Genomic DNA, 23274 nt, shown 5'->3' with positions numbered 1-23274 from the left:
GCACTGCCCTTGCTTCACACCACGCTCACCGCGCCCGGTGCAGCACCTTCCACAGCATCGAGCGGTCGCGGATGATCTCGGCCGCCGCGTTGTGGCCGGGGGCACCGGTCACGCCGCCGCCCGGGTGGGTGCCGCTGCCGCACATGTAGAGGCCCTTGATCGGCGCGCGATAATCGCCGTGGCCCAGGAACGGGCGCGCGGCCCAGAGCTGATCCAGCCCCATGTTGCCGTGGAAGATGTCACCCCCGATCAGGCCGAACTTGCGTTCGAGATCGAGCGGCGAGTGGATCTGGCGGGCGATCACGCTGGCCTTGAAATTGGGAGCATGGTCGTTGACGGTATTGATGATCAGGTCGGCGACCTTCTCGCGGTGCTTGTCCCAATCGACGTTGGGATCGAACTGCTGGCAGAACAGGCTGGCGACGTGTTGGCCCGGAGGGGCGAGGCTGTCGTCGACGGTGCTCGGGATCTTGATCTCGACGATCGGCTTCTTCGACCAGCCCTTCTGCTGCGCATCGATGAAGGCCTGGTCCATGTAGTCCATGCCCGGCGCGATGATGATGCCGGCGGTGTGGTGTTCGGCCTGTTCCTTGCCCGGCAGCACGGTGAAGTCGGGCAGTTCGGACAGCGCGACGTTCATGCGGAACGTGCCCGAACCGGTCTTGTAGTTCTTCACCCGGCGGTTGAAGTCCTCGTCGAGGTCGCTTGAATCGACCAGCTGGCGATAGAGCAGCGCGGGGCCGACGTTGGCGGCGATGATCGGCGCATAAAGCTCCTCGCCGCTTTCGAGCTTCACGCCCTGCGCCTTGCCATTGTTGACGAGCACCTTGGCGACCGGCGCTTCGAGGCTGATCTCGACGCCATATTCCGCGCAGGCCTGCGCCATCGCCTGGGTGATCGCGCCCATGCCGCCGACCGAGTGGCCCCAGGCACCGAGCTTGCCGTTCACTTCGCCGAACACGTGGTGCAGCAGGACATAGGCGCTGCCGGGGGTGGACACGCCGGCATAGTTGCCGACCACCGCGTCGAAGGCAAAGGCCGACTTGACGTGGTCGTCCTCGAACCAGCCGTCGAGGAAATCGCGCGCGGACTTGGTGAAGATGTCGAGCAGGTCGCGCTGCGTCGCCAGGTCGAGCTTGGCGAGCGGCCATCCCTGCATCGCGGCATTCTTCAGTGCGGCCAGCCCGCCACCGAGATTGGGCGGGGTCTGCAGCGCGATGTCGCGCAGCACGTTGGCAACCTTTTCCAGCGCGGCGTCGTACTTGGGATAAGCCTCAGCGTCCTTCTTCGAGAAGCGCGCGAACTCGGCCTCGGTGCGGCCTGGGCCGCCGCCCAGCTTCAGGTAGGTGTCTTCGAACGGGAAGAAGTTGCTGATCGTCCGTTCGATCACGCGATAGCCACGTTCGTGTAGCTTCATGTCGGCGATGACCTTGGGCCGCAGGAGGCTGACTGTGTAGCTCGCGGTCGAATTGCGGAAGCCGGGGTGGAATTCCTCGGTCACCGCTGCGCCGCCCACCACGTGGCGGCGTTCGAGCACGCGCACCTTCATGCCGGCGCGCGCAAGGTAGAAGGCGCAAGTGAGGCCATTGTGGCCGCCGCCGATCACGATGGCGTCGTAGCGATTGGTCATGCGATGCTCCCGGAACTCTCTTCTGACGCCCCGTTCGTGTCCAGCGCAGTCGAGACACGGTGCGCGGCGTGTCTCGACTGCGCTCGACACGAACGGAAGCTGGTTTTGCTCACTTTAGCGCTTGCTCCATCCCGCAGGCGGCGCCTTGTGCAGGCGCGCTTCGGGGAAGATCGCGCGGATCTTGCGGGCGAAGCTGCGCAGGCAGACCTCGCTGCGGCCGATCGGCCCTGCGCCATACGTGCCGCTGGCCATACCCTGCTGCACCCGCTCGATCAGCCAGGTGTCCTCCTGGTTGACCACGCGGTTGATGCGCCAGTTGGCGTAGCGAGCCAGCTTCATCTCGCGGCGGTCATCCGGCAGCGCATAGGCCATTTCGCGCAGCACGCAGCTGGTGGGTCCCGTGGGGATCCACTGCATGAAGTCGATCTGATCGGCGTAGATGTCGAAGGCGATGTTGGGCCACAGCTTGTAGTAGAGCCAGCGGCGCTGCGCCGTTTCGGACAGGTGCGGCACTTCCGGCAGGTGCGCCTGGTAGAACCGTTCCCAGAAGTTGGCCGAGGGCTTTTCCACCAGATCACCCTTCATCCGGTCGGCCCAGCCGTGCGCCGAAATCTCGTACGACTTCGCGAAGATGCGCGTCAGGCCATCGTGCGCGACCGGGATGTGCAGGTTGTCGGAATAGTTGTCGCCCACGTTCTTCCAGTTCACTGCGCGCGGGCGCAGGCGGACGTCGGAAATGCGCTGCATCTCCTCGAAGCGGTAAGGCGCGACTTCGTCTTCGAACGGCGCCATCATTTCGGCGACGGAGGGGAAGCCCTTGTCGACGAGGCGGACGAAGACGAAGCCGCGCCAGATCTCGACCGAAACCGGATGAAGCCCGTTGTCCTCCATCTTGAGCGCGGGGTAATCGGACTTCATCGGCACGCCGGTAAGGCGGCCATCGGTTTCGAAAGCCCAGGCGTGGTAGGGACAGATCAGCTTCTTCGTGCAACCCGAAGGGCCCTCGACCAGTCGCATCGCGCGATGACGGCAGACGTTGGTAAAGGCGCGGATCTGGCCGTCGTCGCCACGAATGGCGAGGACGCTTTCACCCAGGTAGTCGAGAGTACGGTAATCACCGGAGGCCGGAATGTCGTTTGCGTGACATACAATCTGCCACGAAGGTCGGATAACTTCCTCAACCTCCTTCGCGTAATACTCGGGATCGGTATAGAGCCAGCCAGGAAGGCTCCAGTCACCATCCGGATCGACGTCGACCGACGAGATCGCAGCGAAGGCGGAAGAAAGATCACCCATCACGCAACGCCCCTGAATCACCCGGCTTATTGAACGATCGTATAACAGATTTGAAAGTCGATGCCAGCATGAAAGAACCCGCATACCGCCGTTCCGAACCCGACGCGCGGCGGCGCAGCCTGATCGAGGCGTGCATGCGCGTGCTCGGCCGCCTTGGCGCATCGGGCGCGAGCGTGCGGGCGATTGCGGCCGAGGCGGGGGTTTCCGCGGGGCTGGTCAACCACTACTTCGATGGGGTCGATGCGCTGGTCGCCGAAGCCTACGCCGAAACCGACCGCATGGTGACGCAGCATCTGGTCGACGCGGTGGAGGCCGCAGGCGAGAACCCGCGCGACCGGCTGGCCGCGTTCGTGACCGGCAGCTTTGCGGCGCCGATCGCCAGCCCCGATCTGCTCGCCACCTGGATCGCGTTCTGGTCGCTGGTCTCTGCCCGGCCCGACATCGCCGAACGGCACGAAATGCACTACGCATCCTTCCGCACGCGGCTGGAAGGGCTGCTGGCGGATTGCGGCGTGCCCGCCGACCGGTTGCGCGGCACCGCCATCGGGGTGACCGCGCTGGTCGACGGGCTGTGGCTGGAGCTTTGCCTTTCGGCCGATCAGTTCGATCCGGCCGAAGCCGACGCCATCGCCCGCCGCTTCCTGGACGCGGTCATTGCGACAGGCGGGTGAATAGCGTGTTGAAGTAGACGAGGCCGGGACGCACGTTCGACAGGCGGACGCGTTCGTTCAGTCCGTGCGAGAAGTCTTCGCTGTCCTTGGTCATCGTCGGGCTGGCGCCATAGGCGGCGACGCCGACGCTGCGATACCACATCGAATCCGATGCGCCCGACGCCTGCGCCGGGATCACCGCGACGCCGGGATAGGCGGCATGGATCGCCGCTTCCGACGCCTTCACGAAATCGTCACGCATGGGCGAGGCGGGCGAGGCGATCGAGCCTTCGGTCACGTCGGTGAACTTCACCGCCGGTTCGCTGGCGACCTTGGCCAGTTCGGCCATGATGTCGGCCGGCTTGTGACCGGGGAAAATGCGGCAGTTGATGTTGGCGGTGGCGCGCTGCGGCAACGCGTTGAGCGCATGGCCGCCCGAAACCATCGTCGGCACGCAGGTGGTGCCCACCTTGCCCACCGTTGCCGGATTGGCGCGCAGCACTTCGAGCGCCTTGGCATCGTTCGCGTTGGCGGCAAAGGCGCGCATCGCCGCCGCGGTCGCGGCATCGGATTCGAAGGCGGCAGCGCGTTCGAACCAGGCCTTCGTCAGCGGGTTCTGCTCGGCGGTGAAATGATAGGCGCCGATCCGTTCGAGCGCACGGCTCAGCTGGACGATGGCGTTGTCAGGGCGTGGCGCGCTGCTGTGCCCGCCGGCGTTGGTCACTTCGAGCTTGAAATCGGCGTAGGTCTTTTCGGCGCCGTCCCAGGTCCAGTAGACCGGCTTGCCCGTACCTTCATCGAGCTTGCCGCCGCCGCCATCGACGTTGATGACCAGTTCGGCGTCCTTCAGCCGCTGTGCGATCTGGCGCGAGGTTTCCATCGTGGTTTCCTCGTCGCCCGAGAACGCGACCACGATGGTCCGCTTGGGCTTGTACCCGCCCCGGCGCAGGTCGATCAGGCTGGACACGGCCTGCGCCGCGTTGAACTTCATGTCGGTGGCGCCCCGGCCATACAGGATACCGTCTTCCACCACGGGCACGAAGGGATCCCGCTGCCAGTCGGCGCGCTTGGCTTCGACCACGTCCATGTGGCCGGAAACCACCAGCGGCTTTAGCTTGGCGTCGCTGCCCTTCCACGTGGCGATGAGGTAGGCGGTGTCCTTGTAGGGCACGATCTCGACATCCGTGGCCGACCAGCCGCCGGCGACCAGCGCATCGCGGATTGCGGCCGCAACCTTGCCCGTCTCGTTGCCCTGCCCCACCACCGAGCGCATCGCGATGATCTGCTGCGACAGCGAAAGGACCTGCGCTTCAGCGCGCGCGGTGGGCGCAGACGGCGTGGCGGCAATGGCGAGCGTGGGGGACGAGGCACCCAGCATGAGGGCAGCGGCAAGCAGGCCACGGAAACGGGCTTGGGCGGGTGAATACATTGTAGGTGCGACTCCTTTGGCGGGGACCTTGCGGCGGCGCCGCACACAGCGCAATCCCCCATTGTTGCAGGCGTTACTGTTGCATCTGAAACCTTGCCGCGCCCAGAAAAGCGCTTCTCAATCTGTCCTAATGGGCAGGTCTTTTCGCACCTGCGTATTGCAGTGCATGCAACTTGTGCAGTTTTGGGAGAGCAAGGCATACGAATGCATGACTGATTTTGCACGGTTTTTCGCCCCCTCATGAAAAGCGACAGTATCAATTGCAAAAAATGATAGCTTTATGATTGCAAAAATCTCAATTGAACGAGCGCGTTTCGCACTTGCCGGAATCGGGTCCGCGGAGCACATGGGACGGGCCTTTCAGGCATCCTCTCCCAAACTTTCCAGGGCCGCCCCTTCGGGACGGCCCTTTCTTTTTGCCCATTTTCCGCAGGTTTTGACAGCGCACGCCAAAATTACGCGCAAAAAGCGGCCGATGGAGCACCGTCACCCGTGCCCTGATCGAATCAGATGACCGGATCAGGCGTGTGGCAGGATGATCGTGCGGCCGACCACGCTGCGATCACGCATCGCACCGTAGGCGTCCCGGAAATCGTCGAGCGGGACTTCGCGGTGGACGGTTGGGGTGATCGTCCCCTCCTCCGCCATCTTCATGATCGCGGCGACGTTTTCGCGCCCCAGTTCCGGAAACTTGCGCCCGAATTCACCCGCGCGCACGCCGACCACGGAAAAGCCCTTGATCAGCGGGATATTGGCGCGGATTTCCGGAATGCGGCCGCTGGCAAAGCCCACCACCAACAGGCGGCCCCCGAACGCGATGCAGCGCGTCGATTCGTCGAACACGTCTCCGCCGACCGGATCGTAGACGATCTGCACGCCCTTGCCGCCGGTGATCTCCAGCACCTGCTCGCGAAAGCCGGTGGGGCCGAGAATGGCATGGTCTGGCGCGAAGAGATCGCGCACGCGAGCAAGCTTGTCCTCGCTGGAGGCGACGGCGATGACCCGCAAGCCGAGGGCCCGCGCCATGTCCACCGCGGCGAGACCCACGCCCCCGGCCGCGCCGTGGACGAGCAGCCAATCGCCAGGCTCGGCCCGCCCGCAGCGCACGAGGCTGACATGAGCGGTGAGGTACGCCGCGCGCAGGCCTGCTGCCTGCCCGAACGACAGGCGGGCGGGCTTGGGCGAAACGGCGGCAGCGGGGTAGACGGCGTATTGCTGCACCGCCCCGGTCAGGCCGCCGACGATCACTTCATCGCCCACCGCAAAGCCTGCACCTTCGCCGACTGCGGCGACCGTTCCTGACGCTTCCATGCCGGGAACGAAGGGCACGGGCGGCTTTGCCTGATAGAGCCCTTCGGTCATCAGCAGGTCGGGAAAGCCGAGCGCCGCCGCCTCGATACGCACCAGAACTTCGCCTGGCCCCGGGACAGGGATCGGCTTTTCGACGATCGACAGCCCGGCAAGGTCCGGGGCAAGCGCTCCCACTTCGACGGCACGCATCATGGTCATGGCTCTTGTTCTCCCATCACCGCCATGCAGGCGCAGCGCCGACTAATCAACCGGGCAATTAAGGCATGCGCTATGGCAGCGGCGCGCCCCGGCTGGCGACGAGCACCGCGTACCATTCGGCCCGGGTCCAGCGCACGGTAAGCGCCTGCGTCGCTTCGACCACGCGGGCGAGCTGCTGCGATCCCACGATCGGCACGATGCCCGCGGGATGCGCCATGAGCCAGCTGAACGCCGCGCTGCTGCGCGAAACGCCCTGCGCATCCGCCACCGCATCAAGCGCATCGGCAACCGCCCGGTCGCGCGGGGTCTGCGGATCGAGCAGGCTGCCACCGCCCAGCGGCGACCACGCGAGCGGGGTCAGCCCCATGACCATCGCCTGGTCCATCTCGCCGTTTTCCAGCGGTTCGATCCTGAGCGGGCTGATCTCTGGCTGGGTGGCAACCAGCGGCGCATCGAGGAAGTGGCTCAGCGCCGCGATCTGGGCCGGGGTGAAGTTCGACACGCCGATGCTGCGGATCTTGCCGGCCTGCACCGCATCGTCGAGCACGCGGGCCACGTCCTGCGGGTGGGCAAGGATATCGGGACGGTGGATCTGGTAGAGATCGATGACGTCGGTCTTCAGTCGCCGCAACGACGCCTCTATCGCGCCTTGCAGGTAGGTCGGCGACTGGTCGTAGGGCAGCGGCGGCAGGATGCCGCCCTTGGTCGCCAACACCATCCGGCTGCGCAAGGACGGCGCGAGCGCCAGCGCCTGCCCCAGCAGCGCTTCGGCATCGCCAAACCCGGACGTGCCATCGAAGCCATAGATGTCGGCGGTGTCGAGCAGGGTCACCCCGGCATCGAGCACGCCCTCGACCAGTCGCGCGACCCCGGCGGCGTCCAGCCCCGCCGCCGTCAGCCGCCACATGCCCCATCCGAGCGCGGAAACCGCAATGCCGCTTCGCCCCAGCGGGCGGACGGCAGGTGGCAGGGGCAATTCGGACATGGGCAGCGGCCTTCTGCAAGGATCGGGCCGCCTGCCATGCCAGCATCTGCGCTCCATGCGAACGGAGCGGGCCTCATCGCATACGAATAAGGTCCGCTCCGTTGCCCCTCATGAAGCGGTGATCGGGGTCCTCAGGCCGCCGAAGCGCGCTGGTGCAGGCGCGTGATCGCATCGATGGAGGAGAGCAGCGCGCCTTCCTGCCAGCAGCCGTAGTACGAGCAGTGTTCGCCCGCGAGCACGATGCGGCCCTCCATCGAAACGAGGTCCTGATAGTGCGCGGCACGGCTTTCCTCGGTCCAGGCGGCGCAGCAGCCCAGGATCCACGGCATGCGGTTCCACGCGACGCTCGCGCCCGAGCGGAACTCGGCCTTGTACTCGGCCGGGTGGAAGACCGATCCCTGGTCGAGCGCGGCCTGAATGCGCTTCTCGGGCGTCATTCCGGCGAGCATGTACGCCCCTGCGCCGAACGGATAGGCGCCGAGCAGCACCGCCGGGCCATCGGTGAAGCAGCCCGCACTGGGGTACGAGATCAAGGAGATCGCCTGGTCGGTAAACGAGATCCCGCCATAGATCGCATAGTCGGTTTCCCAGAAGCGGCGCTTCATCTCGAGCCCGATCTTGACCGAGTTGCCATAGGGCAGCGCGCGGATCGCCGCCTTCTTGGCCGGCGAAACCTGGAAATCGATCTGGTTGAGCACCGGTGCGGGAATCGTGCAGACCATCCAGTCGGCATGGCTTTCGCCGGTCTGGCCGGTCTTGGTGTCGGTCCAGCTGGCGGTGACGCCGCGATCGTCCTGCGCGATCTTCGAAACGCGCGTGTTGAAGCGGATCAGCTTGCCGACCTTGGCCTGGAAGCCCTTGCCGATGTGGTCCATGCCGCCCTTGGGCTGAAACATCGTGGTCTGCATGACGTGTTCGGCATAGAAGCCGAGCGTGTTCCAGATGCCGCTGTCGAGCGTTTCGCTGAGGCTGAACGGATCGTTGGGGATCGGCGCACCGTTGACGCCGCCACCGGGCGGGCGTTCCCAGCCGCGCTGTTCGCCGACCTTGTCGCTCTTGGTGTACTTCATGTCCTTGTCGAGCACGCCCCAGGCGCGCATCGCTTCGAGCAGGCGGGCTTTGTCCTCGGCCGTCACGGTGGTGTCGAGCGCGCCGGCGTTGAGCGACTTGCCGAGCAGTTCGGAAACGTGGCCCTTCCAGTCGACCATCAGGTCGCGATAAGGCTGCGGCTTGCCGCCGAACGCCTTCTTGCCGTGGATCAGCGCGTTGTGGTTGATCTGCAGGAACGGTTCGAGCTGGACGCCCAGTTCCTTGCAGTAATGCAGCACGGTGCGGTGGTGGTAGGGAATGCGCCACGGCCCCGGGTTGAGGTAGTTGCCCGGCGCAAACGTGACCTCCTGCTTGGACCCGATCTCGTTGATCGTATCGCCGCCGCGCACGGTGTAGTTGCGCCCGCCGGCACGGCCCTGGAATTCGAGGATCTGGACCTTGTAGCCCGCCTTGGTCAGTTCATAGGCCGCGAGCATGCCGGCAAGCCCGGCGCCCAGCACCAGCACGCTTGCGCCCGGCTTCGCGCCCGAAAGCTTTGGCGGGCCGTTGAACTGGCTGTCCTTGGCGTGGCCGAGCACCGTCATCGCCTGATACAGCGCGGCGGCGCCCCCCGCCTTGCCGATCATGGTCAGCAGCTGGCGGCGGGTCGGCGGGGTAAAATCCTCAAGCATTGTAATCCCTTCGTGGTCGGATCGGGAAACTGTCTGACAGTGTAGGAGGTTGGCGGATCAATGCCCGCAGGTGTTGCATTCGGGCACGGGCGGGTTGGTCGCGACGATGCGGTCGATGTCGGCAACGCTGACCGGATCATGGTAATCGTTGAAGTGGCCGCGGACGTAGGTGATGACCGCGGCGATCTGCTCCTTGGTCAGCACGCCGTTGAACCATGGCATGCCACCGCGCCCCTTCATCACCACGATGATCGGGTAGTCCTTGTCGGCCAGGTTCTTGTTTCCGGCGAGCGCGGGAATCATCGCCCCCGGTTCGCCCCCGCCCTTGGCATCGGCCATGTGGCAGGCCTGGCAGATCTGTTCATAGACCTCCTGCCCCTGGTTCGAGACTTCCACCGTCGAACCGCCCGGTCCCGGCCGGTCCTGGGCAAAGCCAGGCGTCGCGAGACTGGCGACACCTGCGAACGTCGCCCCCGCAAGGGCAAGCACGGCAACCCTGATCTTCCTGTTCATCGCTTACTCTTGGTTGTGACCCGGAAACTGAAGTGGTTCATGCGCGCCACTCTTCGCGCTCCCTGCCCAGGCCATCGGCGAGCGGCTGGAGAAATGGTTCGAACTTGCGCCACTGGTCGATGCCCGCGCGGTAGATCGGCTGGCGCACCTGTTCGGAGCTGACGGTGCGCACGGCGCGGTCGTTCTCGAAAAAGCGCAGGGTCGCCGGATCGAACGGCACGCCCACCGCATCGAGCAGGCGGCGCACTTCGCCTTCGGTGTCCTCGACAAGGTCTTCATAGACCAGCGTGTGGACCGCACCGGGCGCGACGGCATGGAAATGGCGAACGATGGCAAGGTAATGGCGGTAGTAGGCTGCCAGATCGCCAAGGTCGTATGAGAACTCCTGACCTTCCGCGAAGAGCTGCTTATAGCCCGAGAAGCACGATGCCATCGGGTTGCGTCGCACGTCGATAATGCGCGCGTTCGGCAGGATCAGCCGGATCAGGCCGATGTGCCGGAAGTTGTTGGGCATCTTGTCGATGAAATGCGCCCGGCCAAGGCGGCGATGGACCCGCGCCCGCGCGAGATATTCCTCGCCCCAGGCGCGCAGCTCGTCGGCCGTTGCGCGCGCGATGCGTTCGGCCCCGCCCTCGCGCTCGATCCGGCCGACCAAGCTGCCGATATAGGGCAGTTCCATCGTCCCTTCAATCGCGGGGTGGCTGGCAAGGATCTGTTCGACCAGCGTGGAGCCCGAACGCGGCAGGCCGACAACGAAGATCGGTGCATCGTCCGGGGCGCCCTGCCCCGCGCGCTGGTCCAGGAATTCACGGGAATAGAGGGCGGTTACCGCATCGGCCTCGGCCGCGTAATCGCGATCGGCTCCACCGAACTTGATCCGCCCCAGCGCCGCGCCACGGGCGTAGTGGGCGAAGGCGTCTGCCGCCCTGCCCGTATCCTCGAACCGGCGGCCGAGCGCATATTCGATGCGCATGCGATCATCGTCGGACAGCGATCCTGCAAGCAGCGCGGCCATCTGCGCCTCGTCGGCATCGCTCATCGCCCCGATCTTGAGGTTGGCAAGGCCCCACCACGCCTCGCCCGCCTGTGGGCTGAGCTGCGTTGCGCGGCGATAGGCGGCGATTGCCTTGTCGCGCAGACCCGCCGTGCGCGCGGCGTGGCCGTGGTTGACCGCAACGCTCGCATTGTCGGGAAAGGCCGTCGCCAGATCGGCATTGATCGCTTCGGCGGCGCGATCATCGCCGAGCAGGCCAAGGCACGCCGCCTGCAGGTTGAGATAGGCCGGGTTTACAGGATCGGCTTCGAGCAGCGGCGCAAGCTCTGCCAGCGCCTGTTCGGCAAGGCGCGCGGCAAACAGCGCATGGGCAAGGTCGAAGCGGATGCGGGCCGAGCCGGGTTCGATGCTCAGCGCATGGCGCAGCAGCGTTTCCGCGGCGTGGACGGTGCGGTTGGCGACATGGCACGCGGCCATCAGCCGCGCACCTTCGGCATGGTTGGGATGCGTCAGGCAAAAGCGGCGCAGGATCTGCTCGGCGTCGCCATGCTGGCCGAGCGCGACGAGTTCTGCTGCCTTGCCGAGTTCAGCGTGCCCGCCTTGTTCGGGGTGGCTGGCGTCGATCCGGGCGAGCGCAGCACGGGCGCGGCGTTCGGCGCCGACATCCCCCCTCGCAAAGGCGCGCTCGGCCAGCGCGGCCCACGCTTCTGCATGGTTGGGATCGAGCGCGGTCGCCGCCTCGAGCTGCTGCTCGCCCTCGCCCGTGCGACCGACGGCGCAGAGTGTGAGGCCCAGTTCATAGCGCGTGCGCGCTGCCCTCGGAAAGGCGCGGGCCAGTTCGATCAGCAGCGGCAGGCCTTCGGCGCCGCGCGCCAGCCGCCGCAGTGCCGAGGCGAGGACCAGCCGCGGACGCGGATCGGCCGGGTTCTGCTCCACCAGCTTGCGCGCGATCCGCTCTGCAGAGGCCGGCCTTGTCGCAAGGTCCCGGGCTGCTTGGTCGAGGGGATTGGTCATCGCGGCGAGCATGGCATTTCATCTTGAATGGAGCCAGCCGGCACGGAGCCGGAGGCAAGACCGGGGCGGGATACGCCCCGGTTCGCAAGGCGCCTCTTCGTGGCTGAACTGCCGGTTCGAAGAGGCGCAACCATCATCGTTCGACCGTCAGAAGTTGAAGGTCGCGCGGGCGTAGTAGTACCCGCCGTTGATGCCCCACGGGGTGAACGTGATGGGCGGGTTATAGACGTTGCTGCCGTTGGCCGGACGCACGCCGCCCGACGGATGGGCGACCAGCGGAACGGTCGGCGCCTTCTTGTTGAGCAGGTTGTTGGCGCCGATGTCGAAGCGGATCTTCGGCGTGATCTTGTAGCCGATGTTGAGATCGGTGATCACGCTGGTGCCGATGCGCAGGACGGTGTAGCCGCTGCCATCCCCCGGCGAACCATAGCCGCTGCCGCTGAAGCTGGTGCGCTGGTGCGTGACGCCATAGAGCGTTTCGCGCAGGTTGACCGAGAAATCACCGAAGGTGAACAGCGCGTTGGCGATGACCTTCACCCGCGGGGTGGCGGTCGTCAGGCCGTCGATCGAGTTGGGATCGAGCAGCGTGGTCTGGCTGAAGGCGGTGTTCACCACCGCTGCCGGCAGCGGGTAGATCTTCTCGAGCTTGGTCTGGTTGTAGTTGAAGCCCAGCGTCCAGTTGGCCTTCGCATCGCCGCCGAAATCGCTGGTGTAGTCGATCGTCGCTTCGACGCCGCGGGTGCGGGTGTCCGCGCCGTTGGTGAAGATGTTGATGCCGGCGTAGCTGGTCGCGTCGGCCAGGCTGACGCCGCGCGCGATCAGCGCATCGATCACCGCCTGCGACACGGTGCTGGAGCCGAGCGAACCGAAGATCGCGGCCGAAGGAACGATGCGCTTCTTCAGCTTGATCTGATAGGCATCGAGCGTGATCTGCAGGTTCGGCAGCGGGTGCGCAACGAAACCGGCCGAGAAGCTGGTCGCCTTTTCGGGCTTGAGCGGCGAGAAGCCGAGAAGCTTGGCGGCAGCGGAGTTCGGCGGCAGCTGGCCGAAGGTGGAACCCGGGCCGACGTTGACCGACGAGTAGTACGATTCGGCGAGCGTCGGAGCGCGGAAGCCGTTCGAAACGGTGCCGCGGATGCCGAACGCAGGGCTGAAGTCATAGCGCGCGGTGGCCTTGCCGTTCCACACCTTGCCGAAGTCGGAATAGTGTTCGTACCGGCCGGCGAGGTCGACATGCAGGCCTTCGACCGGGTCCATGGCGACGTCGATGTAGGCGCCCCAGGCCTTGCGGTTGTACGAACCGGCATCGGTCGGCGCGAAGCCGGGATAGGACTGCGCACCGCCGCCGAAGTACGAGGCGAATTCGCCCGACTGAATGGCGTAGGTGTCCTTGCGCCACTGGCCACCAAGGGCGAGCGTCAGCGGCTTGGCCATGCCGACTTCGAAGTCCTTGGTGACGCCGGCTTCAACCGCCCACTCGCTGTTGACCAGCGTGCCGTCATAGAAATCGCGCTGCAGGCCGATCGGGTCGGCGTTCTGCGACTGCTCTTGCGCATAGAGCGTGGGGTTGGCCGAATCGATGGTGTAGAGCGCCACCGCGTCACGGCCGTAGGTCAGCGACAGATCCCAGTTCCAGCCCGATACCGCGCCCTTGAGCCCGGTGGTGAGCGAGAAGTCTTCCTCGTCCAGGTGTTCCTGCGGGTTGAAGCCGGCGGTCAGCGGATAGACCTTCTCGCCATCGCTGGTGGTGCCGGAAACGCGCGTCGCACGGCGGTAGTTTTCGTAGGCGTAGGCCTTGCGCTTGCCATAGCTGCCGAAGGCATAGCCCGACACCGCGTCCGAGAAATCGTAGCCGGCGTTGAACACGAAGTTGTACAGGCTGTACTTCGCATCGCCGTTGATGGTGTTCACGCGCGGATAGAACGGATTGGCTTCAACACCGGCCGCATCGATCGGGTTGATGTCGGTGCGCGTCTTGCAGTCCAGCGTCAGGTAGCGACGATCGCAGCCGCCGCGCTGGGTGTAGTTGTGGAACTTGTATTCGCCGGTGACATTGACGAAGCCGCGATCGCCCAGCTTGAAGCCCATGTTGAGCGCGGTGGAGGCGGTTTCGCCGTCGCCTTCGTAGTACTGGCCGCCGGTCACGGTGAACAGGCCGCCCGACGACTGGTCCTTGAGGATGATGTTGACCACGCCGGCGATCGCGTCGGAACCGTATTGCGCCGCGGCGCCGTCCTGCAGGATTTCGATGCGGCCGATCGCGTTGGTCGGAATGAAGCTGAGGTCGGTGGTCGCCGCGCCCGAATAGGGCGAGCCGCCCAGCACCGCGAGGTTGGCGGTGAAGTGGCGGCGCTTGCCGTTGACCAGAACCAGCGTGTCGTTGGGCGAAAGCCCGCGCAGCGCGGCGGTCAGCGTCAGGTTGGCGGTATCGCCACCGAAGGCCTGGAAGTTGAGGCTGGGCAGGCTCTGCGCAAGAACCTGGGTCAGGTCCTGCTGACCCACGGCCTGCATCGCCTGCGTGCCGACGACCTGGACCGGTGCGGCGCTGTCTGCCGCGCGCATGCCGGTAACGCGGGTGCCGGTAACGATAATGTCCGACGGCAGTTCGTCGGCAGCGGGCGCATCCTGCGCCATCGCCGCAGTGGGAAGCGCGGTCGAGGCGAGAAGCGAAATCAGAGCAGCTTTGGACAGTGGCGACATTGTAGGACCCCCTTGATCGTGTCGCTCCAGACATCCACTCAAGCTGGTATCGTGCGCCCAGGCTCCCTTGCCCTTGGTGCCGACCCTTTTGTTTCGCGCCTGTTTTTGGAATTTTGCGCGATGTGTCCGGCAGAGACGGCAAAGCAGGAGACTTGCCCATACGCCGATTAACGTATCACACCGGGACCGCGCCGCTTTACGGTGGCGCCGACAGGAGGGCGCCCGGCGCCGCTCCCGTTGCAACATCATGCCAAGGACTGCCCATGCGCCTTTTTACCGGCCCCCGGATTTCCGCACTCGCCCTTGCCGCAGCCGTCGCGGCCGCGCCGTTCGCCTCGGCGCAGGCGCAGGTCACCAAGATCCAGTCGAACCCGCAGGCGCTGATTCTCGATGCCGCCGACGTGAAGGCGGGCACCGACATCATCTTCCTTTCGGGCCAGCTCGCCTCGCCCGTCGATCCCAAGAAGACCTTCGCCGACGTCAAGTCGATCGATGATCTGGGCGATACCAAGACGCAGACGATCAGCGTGCTCACCAAGATCAAGGCGCTGCTCGAAGCGCGGGGCTACACCATGGCCGATCTGGTCAAGCTGACGCTGTTCGTCGCCGCCGATCCCAAGCTCGGCCACATGGACTTCGCCGGCGCGAACGAAGGCTTCAAGCAGTTCTTCAAGACCGCCGACAACCCGACAACGGTCGCACGTTCGACCTTCCAGGTCGCCGCGCTGGCTGGTCCCTACTTCCTGATCGAGATCGAAGGCATCGCTGCCAAGAAGAAGTGATTTCCCCGGCCCGGGCGTAGGCCGAAGGCAGCAGCGATTAGGGTGCGATCACCTTGATCGCGATCGCCGCAGCCGCCGCCCGGGTTTCCACGCCCAGCTTTTCGTAGATGCGCTCCAAGTGCTTCTGCACGGTGCGCGGGCTGATCGACAGCACTTCGCTGATATCGGCATTCGACTTGCCGTAGCTGATCCACAGCAGCACTTCGGCCTCGCGCTCGGTCAGGCCGAGCTTGGCCTGCATCCGCGCCGCATCGACATGCGGGTTCAGTTCGTTCAGCCGGATCAGCACTTCGTTTTCACGGTAATGCGCGATCAGCACCAGTTCGAGCGCGCCGTCGCCCTGCTCGATCCGCAGGCTCGCCCCTTGCGAATCGCGCGTCAGCAGCCGTTCGACGGTGTGGCGCAGCTCGTCGGGCAGTTCGCGCTGGTCGCGGTTCCAGCCCGGGGCCAGGCGGTTGATCGCCTGTTCGGCAAGCGGCGTGCACCACAGCAGGAAACCGCGCGTGTCGGTGGCCATCATCAGGCGGCCGGTGGCATCCAGGCTGGCCGTGCTGGCCTGCACTGCACGCGCATGGCCCAAGTGCACCCTGACGCGCGCGAGCAGTTCGTGAACGTTGACCGGCTTCCTTACATAATCGACGCCGCCAACCTCGAACCCTTCGATCACGTGCTCGCTTTCGGTCAGCCCGGTCATGAAGATCACCGGCACGTGCGCGGTCTGGGGATTGGCCTTGATCCGCGCGGTGGTCTCGAAGCCATCGATGCCGGGCATCACCGCATCCATCAGCACCAGATCGGGCACGACGTGGCCCAGCAGATCCAGCGCGGCGCCGCCCGAAGTCGCCACCAGCACCTGGATGCCGCCCGCCTCCAGCGTATCGGTCAGCAGCCGCAGCGAATTGGGCTCATCATCGACCACCAGCACGGTGTCGCGACGCTGCGGGTTGTCCTCGCTCACGGTCAAAGTCCTTCCAGCTTGCGCGCCAGCGCGGCGAGGTCGAAGCGGTCGAGGCAAGCATAAAGCGTCGCCGCGAGCGTCCCGCATTCGGGGGCCGCCTTCTCCAGCGCGCGAATTTCCGCTTCGATCCCGCGCACATGGCCGATCCGCACCAGTTCGCGCAACTTGGCCACATGGGCAAGCGCAGCTTCGGGAAGCTCCTCGCACTTGCCGAACATCGGGCGAGGCGTGCCACCTTCGCGCACCCATTGCAGCCCCAGCTGGCGCCCGATTGCGTCGATCAGCTGGCCGATCTCCACCGGTTTCAGAAGGAACAGGTCGTGCGGCAACTCCTCGTCGTCCGCTGCGGGGCCATGCCGTTCGTGCGCATTGGCCGATAGCATCACGATCTTGAGCGAACGGCCGTGGACGCTGCGCAGGTGGCTCGCTGTCTCCCACCCGCTTTGCCCGCCCATCTGCACGTCCAGCAGCACAAGATCGAACGCCTGCGCATCGCACAGCGCGATCGCGGTTTCACCATCGGGCGCGATCGAGACGTCGAAGTCCACATCCTCCAGCGCCTGGCGCACGAAGGACAGCTGCCGGATATCGTCGTCCACCGCCAGCACCTGGCGCCGCGCGCCGGCATAGCCGACGATGCGGCCAAGGTCCGGCTTGTCGGTGCCTTCGACGCGCACTTCATTGAGCATCAGCGACACGCGGAAGCAGGCGCCGCCCGACGCGCCGTCGGTCACGGCGATGTCACCGCCCAGGATCTGCACGATGGCGCGGGTGATCGGCAGGCCAAGGCCGAAGCCGCTGCTGCGCCCCTCTTCGCCTTCGCCCCGTTCGAACGGCGCGAACACCCGCTCGCGATCCTCGGGCGCGATGCCGGGGCCGGTATCCTCCACCTCGAACCGGGTCGTCTCGCCGCTGCGGCGCACGCGCAAGGTGACCGTGCCTGTGTCGGTGAACTTGATCGCGTTGCTGACCAGGTTGATCAGCACCTGGCGCAACCGCTTCTGGTCGGTGCGCACGAATTCGGGCAGCCGCAGCGGCAGGTCCACCTCGAAGACAAGGCCCTTTGCCTCGGCCGAAGGCGCGAACATGCGCGCCAGCTGGTCGATGAAGGCGGGCAGCCGCACCACGTCGCTGGCCACGCGGGTAACCCCGTTTTCGACCAGCGAGATATCGAGCAGCCCTTCGACAAGATCGGTCAGGTGCTCGGCGCTGCGGCGGATCACCTTGGCCGCTTCGGCCGCATCGACGCCCGAACCGCGTTCGATCAGCTGGGCGTAGCCATAGATCGCGTTGAGCGGGGAGCGGATTTCGTGGCTGACGTTGGCGAGGTAGCGGCTCTTGGCAGCGCTGGCCGCTTCGGCCACGGCACAGGCCCGCTCAAGCTCGGCAATTCTTCCCGCGATGCCGCCCGCCGCGATGGCGTCGCGGCGAACAAGACGGCGCAACGTGGAGACGGCGCGTCCTGCGCGGCGCGAAAGCGCATTCCATGATGAACCACGTGCGGGTTCGCGGCCTTGCGCCGGACCCTGCCCCAACGCCCTGTGCATTTTTTTGCTCGACCCCACAGCGCCGTTGGTTTGCCGGCGCCGAGGAGGGCATTGTGCACTGCAAAGCAAGGGGCATCAAGCCCCCATGCCCCTGATAGGCAAAGCTTTGCGCCGTTCCGTGCCTGCCGGTCAGATCAGATGGTCGCGCTGCAGCCGCTGCATCAGCCTTTCCGCTACGGAATGGCGGATCGCCTTGCCCTCGCGAAGCTTGACCCAAGTGTTGAGACCGATGCCGAAGTGGGTCTGGATCACTTCGGGCTTCTGGCAGGTGATGACCGAACGCATCTTGGCGACGATGTCCGGTTCAAGCTGGGTGAGTCGCTGCGCGCGCATGGTTCCTCTTCTGATGATGCGGTGCACACGAAATTATGCCGCAGCGCGGCACGGCCCATACGCCATTTACCGCATGGCCTTTCGCCGCGCTCGCATGCACCTTCGACCATTCTACCTCCGACTGGGGCTGACAGGATCGCGGCGGGTACCCCTAGGCGGCGTGGACAAATTCCACAGCGCCACGGCTGGAGGCAAAAAGCGCCAGCGCGAGAAGGCGAGGCGGAGCAATATCGGGAATATTGCGAGCCGAGCCGACGCTGCGATGGCGCTTTTTGGTCCAGCCCCGAAGGGGTTTCCCTGTAAAGGGCCCCTGCAGCGTCGCTCGGCCTTGATGGAGGCCCACTCCACCTGCGGCCTCGCTCCTTGTCGGGGCCCTTTACAGGAAAACCGTGGCGTTGCGGAATTTGTCCACGCCGCCTAGGGCCGGCGCAAAGACCAGAACATCGTGAGGATTTCCATGCGCCCCATCGTTCCGCTTGCCGTGATCGCGGCCGGCATCGCCACGCCGGCTTTCGCCGCGGAGGAGGATCAGGCGCAGCAGATCGTCGTCACCGGCGAAGGCCTGGCCGCCACGCCAGCCGCCCCCGCCTACGACGTCCAGCAGATCGAGCGTGACCGGCTGCTTTCCGCCGCTTCGGGCCGGATCGACGATGCGTTGTCCGCTGCCGCCGGGGTGCAGCAGTTCCGCCGTTCGGACAGCCGCTCGTCCAACCCTTCGGCGCAAGGCATCACGCTGCGCGCGCTGGGCGGCAATGCCACCAGCCGCACGCTGGTGCTGCTGGACGGCGTGCCGATGGCCGATCCGTTCTTCGGCTACATCCCGCTCTCGGCCATCGCGCCAGAGCGCCTCGGCAGGGTCAGCGTGATCCGTGGCGGCGGCTCTGGCGCATTCGGCGCGGGCGCGGTTGCGGGCACGATCGCGATGACCAGCGCGGGGCCCGCCCAACTCGGCCTGCTGACCGGCTCCGCGCTCGTCAATGACCGCGGCGAGAGCGAGCTTTCGGGTACGCTCGCCCCGCGCCTCGGCAGCGGTTTCGCGGTGGTATCGGGCCGGTGGGATCGCGGACAGGGGTTCTGGACCACGCCTGCAAGCCAGCGGGTCCCCGCCTCCACCCGCGCCCGCTTCGATAGCTGGTCCACCTCGCTGCGCGCCGTCGCGCCGCTCACCCCCGACATCGAGCTGCAGGCCCGCGTCGCCGCGTTCCAGGACAACCGTACGCTGCGATTCAAGGGTGCCGACACCGGGATGAACGGGCAGGACGCCAGCCTGCGCCTCGTCGGGCGCGGCGCCTGGGCGTTCGATGCGCTCGCCTACCTGCAGACCCGCGATTTCTACAACACCGTGATCAGTGCGACGACGTTCCTGCCCACGCTCGACCAGCGCAAGACGCCTTCGACCGGCGCCGGTGCCAAGTTCGAGCTGCGCCCGCCGGTCGGCGGCGGCCACGTCCTGCGGCTCGGTGCCGACTGGCGCTCCGCCGAAGGACGCACGATCGAGGATACCTACCGCCTCGGGAAGGTTTCGGGCCACCGCCGCGCCGGCGGCACCAATTCGGACGTCGGCTTCTATCTGGAGGACGACTGGACCGCCGGGCCGCTGGTGCTGACCGCCGGTGCCCGTGCCGATCGCTGGTCGGTCCGCAACGGGTTCTACGAGGTGACCAATCTGGCCGGCGCGATCCAGCCCGCCTCGACCACTTATGCCGACCGGGCGGGCTGGGAAGGCAGCTTCCGGGGCGGCGCGCTGCTCCATGCGACCCGCGCGATCGATCTGCGCGGATCGGTCTACACCGGCTTGCGCCAGCCGACGCTCAACGAACTCTATCGCCAGTTCACCGTCTTCCCGATCACCACGCTCGCCAACGCCAACTTGCGCAACGAGAAACTGTTCGGCTTCGAAGGCGGGGTTGACCTGCGCCCGCTCGAAGGCGTGACGCTTGGCCTCACCGCCTTCGACAACGAAGTGCGCCACGCGATCGCCAACGTCACCATCGATGCGACCACGCGCCAGCGCCAGAACGTCGATGCCGTCCACGCCCGCGGGATCGAGGCGAGCGCCAGCTACACCGCCAGCCGCTTCTCGCTCGCCGGCTCGCTCAGCTATACCGATGCGCATGTCCGCGCGCCGGGTCAGCCACTCGACGGCAAGCGCCCGTCGCAGACGCCGCGCTGGGCGGCGAGCGCCACTGCAAGCTGGCAGCCGGCCGAACGCTGGCGCCTGGCCCTTACGCTGCGCCACGTCGGCCTGCAGTACGAGGACGACCTGCAGAGCGACTCCCTTGCCCCGGCGACCACGCTCGACGCTTTCGCGCAAGTGCCGCTCGCCGGTCCTTTCAGCCTCGTGCTGCGGGGCGAAAATCTTACCGACGAGGTCATCGTCACGCGCAATTCGGGCTCCACGCAGGACCTCGGCACACCGCGCACGATCTGGGCGGGCCTGCGCATAGATATGCGCTGACCACTGCCGCCCTGGGCCGCAGACGTATTCCCCGTCGCCACGCTGGCGATGGCGTGGCACTGCCCTTGCCATGCGTTGCGCACGAATGTTGCGACGCGGGGGGGATTTTTTGCAATGCGCAGGGCATCGCGACTTGTGGAACGCGCCACGCCTCGCCTAGGCTCGGTTCCGGGAGGATCGTGCGGCCGCATTGCCAGGGCAGCCGCACGATGACGGGAACGAGCGGCGAATGCCGTACTGAGAGGCCGGGTCAACTGGTCCGCAGGTGCGGAGGGCGTCGCCCCTGCGTCTCCTTCGGACCCACCAGGTGGAGCGCATTGCCATGAGCCTCGACATCCCCTTGAGCACCGGCTCCAAAGCCGCCGAGATCGACGCGCACATCATCGACGTGCTGCGCCATCGCGTCGGCAAGGACGAGCGCGCGGCCAAGCCGCACGACTGGTTCACCGCCACCGTGCTCACGCTGCGCGACGCGGTCATCGACCGCTGGATGGAGAGCACGCGCAAGACCTACGACCAGGGCGGCAAGCGGGTCTATTACCTCAGCCTCGAATTCCTCATCGGTCGCCTGCTGCGCGATGCGCTGTCGAACATGGGCCTCACGCGCGAGATGGAAAAGGCGCTCGCCGCCCACGGCTTCGACCTGTCGCAGCTGGAAGACCTTGAGCCCGACGCCGCGCTCGGCAACGGGGGCCTCGGGCGGCTTGCCGCGTGCTTCATGGAGAGCCTCGCCAGCCTCGACATCCCCGCCTACGGCTATGGCATCCGCTACAAGAATGGCATGTTCCGCCAGCGCATCGACGATGGCTGGCAGGTCGAACTGCCCGAAACCTGGCTCAGCCACGGCAACCCCTGGGAATTCGACCGGCGCGAGAGCGCCTATCGCATCGGCTTCGGCGGCGAAGTGATCGATCGCGGCGATGGCGTCGAATGGAAGCCGGCCGAACGCGTCGAGGCGAGCGCCTATGACATGCCGGTCGTCGGCTGGCGCGGAAAGCGCGTCAACACGCTGCGGCTGTGGACCGCGCGCGCGCTCGATCCGATCCGCCTCGATGCCTTCAACGCAGGCGACCACGTCGGCGCGCTAGTCGAGGACGCGCGCGCCGATGCGCTGGTCCGCGTGCTTTATCCGGCAGACTCCACGCCTTCGGGCCAAGAGCTGCGCCTGCGGCAGGAGTACTTCTTCACCTCTGCCTCGATCCAGGACATCGTGCGCCGCCACGCGCAATATCACGGTGACGTGCGCACCCTGCCGGACAAGGCCGCGATCCAGCTCAACGACACGCACCCCGCCGTCGCCGTAGCCGAGATCATGCGCATCCTCGTCGACGATCACGGGCTCGAATTCAACGAAGCGTGGGAAGTGACGCGCAAAACCGTCGCCTACACCAACCACACCCTGCTGCCCGAAGCGCTCGAAACCTGGCCGCTGCCGCTGTTCGAACGGCTGCTGCCGCGCCACATGCAGATCATCTACGCGATCAACAGCCGCGTGCTGCGCGAAGCGCGCAAGGCGGGCATGGACGATGCCCAGATCGCCGCGATCAGCCTGATCGACGAACACGGCGAACGCCGCGTGCGCATGGCCAATCTCGCCTTCTGCGGCGCGCATTCGGTCAACGGCGTCGCGGCGCTCCACACCGATCTGATGAAGTCGACGGTCTTTTCGGACCTGCACGCGCTGTACCCGGAAAAGATCAACAACAAGACCAACGGCGTCACCCCGCGCCGCTGGCTGCAGCAATGCAATCCGGGCCTCGTCGGCGTGCTCAAGGACGCGATCGGCGATGCCTTCCTCGACGATGCGGAAAAGCTCGCCGACCTGAACGCGCTGGCCGACGATGCCGCGCTCGGCGAACGCATCGCCGAAGTGAAGCGCGCCAACAAGGTCGCGCTCGCCGCGCATATCAAGCAGATTACCGGCGTCCGGCTAGATCCCGATGCGCTGTTCGACGTGCAGATCAAGCGCATCCACGAATACAAGCGACAGTTGCTCAACCTGGTCGAAACGGTCGCGCTCTACGACCAGATCCGCAGCCACCCCGAACGCGACTGGGTGCCGCGCGTGAAGATCTTCGGCGGCAAGGCGGCGCCGAGCTACCACAACGCCAAGCTGATCATCAAACTCGCCAACGACATCGCCCGTCGCGTCAATTCCGATCCTTCGGTCGGCGGTCTGCTCAAGGTCGTGTTCGTGCCCAACTACAACGTCAGCCTTGCCGAACGGATCATTCCGGCGGCGGACCTGTCCGAACAGATCAGCACGGCCGGCATGGAAGCCAGCGGCACCGGCAACATGAAGTTTGCGCTCAACGGGGCGCTTACCATCGGCACGCTCGATGGCGCCAATATCGAGATCAAGGATCGCGTCGGCGACGACAACATCGTGATCTTCGGGCTGACCGCCGACGAAGTGCTCGAACAGCGTGCCGCCGGCTACAACCCGCGCGCGGTTATCGAAGGCAGCCGCGAATTGCAGCAGGCGATCAACGCCATCTCCAGCGGCGTGTTCAGCCCGGACGATCCCAACCGCTACACCGCGCTGATGGGCGGGCTCTATGACAGCGACTGGTTCATGGTCGCCGCCGATTTCGATGCTTATCACGCTGCACAGCGCAGCGTCGATGCGCGCTGGGAAAATCAAAAAGCGTGGCGCGCCAGTGCCTTGCGGAACATCGCCAACGTCGGCTGGTTCTCTTCGGACCGGACTATCGGCGAATACGCGCGCGATATCTGGGGGGTCTGAAAAGTCGAC

At 66.0% G+C, this 23274-nt stretch carries 16 protein-coding genes; 4 read left to right on the top strand and 12 right to left on the bottom strand.

Annotated features, from left to right (window positions below):
- Window positions 1–25: 25 nt before the first annotated feature.
- Window positions 26–1720 carry a phytoene desaturase family protein gene (locus HHL27_RS06210; protein WP_338114837.1) on the bottom strand — a complete coding sequence of 565 codons (1695 nt, stop codon included), beginning with the start codon at window positions 1718–1720 and terminating at the stop codon, window positions 26–28.
- 24 nt (window positions 1721–1744) lie between these two features.
- Window positions 1745–2926: an aromatic ring-hydroxylating oxygenase subunit alpha gene (locus HHL27_RS06205; RefSeq protein WP_169492504.1), complete on the bottom strand. Its 1182-nt coding sequence runs from the start codon at window positions 2924–2926 to the stop codon at window positions 1745–1747.
- A gap of 68 nt (window positions 2927–2994) precedes the next feature.
- On the opposite strand from HHL27_RS06205, the gene betI reads away from it, so the two are divergent.
- Window positions 2995–3597, top strand: coding sequence for a transcriptional regulator BetI (gene betI, locus HHL27_RS06200; protein WP_169492503.1), 603 nt, complete (start codon window positions 2995–2997; stop codon window positions 3595–3597).
- Here betI and HHL27_RS06195 read toward each other — a convergent pair.
- The 7 genes from HHL27_RS06195 to HHL27_RS06165 form a co-directional block, all read right to left on the bottom strand.
- On the bottom strand, window positions 3578–5005 hold the full coding sequence (locus HHL27_RS06195) for a M20/M25/M40 family metallo-hydrolase (protein WP_169492502.1): 1428 nt from the start codon (window positions 5003–5005) through the stop codon (window positions 3578–3580). The two genes, betI and HHL27_RS06195, sit on opposite strands and share 20 nt — an antisense overlap.
- A gap of 519 nt (window positions 5006–5524) precedes the next feature.
- Window positions 5525–6514 (bottom strand): NADPH:quinone oxidoreductase family protein, encoded by a 990-nt coding sequence (locus HHL27_RS06190; RefSeq protein ID WP_338114836.1) that lies wholly within the window; start codon window positions 6512–6514, stop codon window positions 5525–5527.
- A 70-nt stretch (window positions 6515–6584) separates the two neighbouring features.
- On the bottom strand, window positions 6585–7499 hold the full coding sequence (locus HHL27_RS06185; protein ID WP_169492501.1) for an aldo/keto reductase: 915 nt from the start codon (window positions 7497–7499) through the stop codon (window positions 6585–6587).
- 131 nt (window positions 7500–7630) lie between these two features.
- On the bottom strand, window positions 7631–9220 hold the full coding sequence (locus tag HHL27_RS06180) for a flavin monoamine oxidase family protein (protein ID WP_169492500.1): 1590 nt from the start codon (window positions 9218–9220) through the stop codon (window positions 7631–7633).
- A 57-nt stretch (window positions 9221–9277) separates the two neighbouring features.
- On the bottom strand, window positions 9278–9733 hold the full coding sequence (locus HHL27_RS06175) for a c-type cytochrome (RefSeq protein ID WP_169492499.1): 456 nt from the start codon (window positions 9731–9733) through the stop codon (window positions 9278–9280).
- A 37-nt stretch (window positions 9734–9770) separates the two neighbouring features.
- On the bottom strand, window positions 9771–11753 hold the full coding sequence (locus HHL27_RS06170; RefSeq protein WP_240959418.1) for a tetratricopeptide repeat-containing sulfotransferase family protein: 1983 nt from the start codon (window positions 11751–11753) through the stop codon (window positions 9771–9773).
- 135 nt (window positions 11754–11888) lie between these two features.
- Window positions 11889–14441, bottom strand: a complete 2553-nt coding sequence (locus HHL27_RS06165; protein WP_169492498.1) for a TonB-dependent receptor plug domain-containing protein — start codon at window positions 14439–14441, stop codon at window positions 11889–11891.
- Window positions 14442–14704: 263 nt separating this feature from the next.
- Here HHL27_RS06165 and HHL27_RS06160 point away from each other — a divergent pair, with 263 nt between their 5' ends.
- Window positions 14705–15223 (top strand): Rid family hydrolase, encoded by a 519-nt coding sequence (locus tag HHL27_RS06160; protein ID WP_169492497.1) that lies wholly within the window; start codon window positions 14705–14707, stop codon window positions 15221–15223.
- 37 nt (window positions 15224–15260) lie between these two features.
- On the opposite strand, the gene HHL27_RS06155 is transcribed toward HHL27_RS06160, so the two are convergent.
- From HHL27_RS06155 to HHL27_RS06145, 3 genes are all read right to left on the bottom strand, one after another.
- The gene (locus HHL27_RS06155; protein ID WP_240959417.1) at window positions 15261–16187 is read right to left on the bottom strand and encodes a response regulator; all 927 of its coding nucleotides are present in this window, start codon (window positions 16185–16187) and stop codon (window positions 15261–15263) included.
- Window positions 16184–17728, bottom strand: a complete 1545-nt coding sequence (locus HHL27_RS06150; RefSeq protein ID WP_169492495.1) for an ATP-binding response regulator — start codon at window positions 17726–17728, stop codon at window positions 16184–16186. Before HHL27_RS06150 ends, HHL27_RS06155 begins: the two co-directional genes overlap by 4 nt.
- Window positions 17729–17857: 129 nt before the next feature.
- The gene (locus HHL27_RS06145) at window positions 17858–18061 is read right to left on the bottom strand and encodes a hypothetical protein (RefSeq protein WP_169492494.1); all 204 of its coding nucleotides are present in this window, start codon (window positions 18059–18061) and stop codon (window positions 17858–17860) included.
- Window positions 18062–18518: 457 nt separating this feature from the next.
- On the opposite strand from HHL27_RS06145, the gene HHL27_RS06140 reads away from it, so the two are divergent.
- Both HHL27_RS06140 and HHL27_RS06135 read left to right on the top strand, forming a co-directional pair.
- Window positions 18519–20519 (top strand): TonB-dependent receptor plug domain-containing protein, encoded by a 2001-nt coding sequence (locus HHL27_RS06140; protein ID WP_169492493.1) that lies wholly within the window; start codon window positions 18519–18521, stop codon window positions 20517–20519.
- Between the two features lie 322 nt (window positions 20520–20841).
- On the top strand, window positions 20842–23265 hold the full coding sequence (locus tag HHL27_RS06135; protein ID WP_169492492.1) for a glycogen/starch/alpha-glucan phosphorylase: 2424 nt from the start codon (window positions 20842–20844) through the stop codon (window positions 23263–23265).
- Window positions 23266–23274: the final 9 nt, after the last annotated feature.

The organism is Novosphingobium olei, assembly GCF_012927405.1.
Classification (GTDB): Bacteria; Pseudomonadota; Alphaproteobacteria; order Sphingomonadales; family Sphingomonadaceae; genus Novosphingobium; species Novosphingobium olei.
Note: the sequence above shows the minus strand (reverse complement) of the source record. Positions and strands in the feature narration are given on the sequence as shown.

Coding starts and splice junctions, on each gene's coding strand:
- HHL27_RS06205 (WP_169492504.1), bottom strand. CDS start 2,926: ATGGGTGATCTTTCTTCCGCCTTCGCTGCGATCTCGTCGGTCGACGTC.
- betI (WP_169492503.1), top strand. CDS start 2,995: ATGAAAGAACCCGCATACCGCCGTTCCGAACCCGACGCGCGGCGGCGC.
- HHL27_RS06195 (WP_169492502.1), bottom strand. CDS start 5,005: ATGTATTCACCCGCCCAAGCCCGTTTCCGTGGCCTGCTTGCCGCTGCC.
- HHL27_RS06190 (WP_338114836.1), bottom strand. CDS start 6,514: ATGACCATGATGCGTGCCGTCGAAGTGGGAGCGCTTGCCCCGGACCTT.
- HHL27_RS06185 (WP_169492501.1), bottom strand. CDS start 7,499: ATGTCCGAATTGCCCCTGCCACCTGCCGTCCGCCCGCTGGGGCGAAGC.
- HHL27_RS06180 (WP_169492500.1), bottom strand. CDS start 9,220: ATGCTTGAGGATTTTACCCCGCCGACCCGCCGCCAGCTGCTGACCATG.
- HHL27_RS06175 (WP_169492499.1), bottom strand. CDS start 9,733: ATGAACAGGAAGATCAGGGTTGCCGTGCTTGCCCTTGCGGGGGCGACG.
- HHL27_RS06170 (WP_240959418.1), bottom strand. CDS start 11,753: ATGCTCGCCGCGATGACCAATCCCCTCGACCAAGCAGCCCGGGACCTT.
- HHL27_RS06165 (WP_169492498.1), bottom strand. CDS start 14,441: ATGTCGCCACTGTCCAAAGCTGCTCTGATTTCGCTTCTCGCCTCGACC.
- HHL27_RS06160 (WP_169492497.1), top strand. CDS start 14,705: ATGCGCCTTTTTACCGGCCCCCGGATTTCCGCACTCGCCCTTGCCGCA.
- HHL27_RS06150 (WP_169492495.1), bottom strand. CDS start 17,728: ATGCACAGGGCGTTGGGGCAGGGTCCGGCGCAAGGCCGCGAACCCGCA.
- HHL27_RS06145 (WP_169492494.1), bottom strand. CDS start 18,061: ATGCGCGCGCAGCGACTCACCCAGCTTGAACCGGACATCGTCGCCAAG.
- HHL27_RS06140 (WP_169492493.1), top strand. CDS start 18,519: ATGCGCCCCATCGTTCCGCTTGCCGTGATCGCGGCCGGCATCGCCACG.
- HHL27_RS06135 (WP_169492492.1), top strand. CDS start 20,842: ATGAGCCTCGACATCCCCTTGAGCACCGGCTCCAAAGCCGCCGAGATC.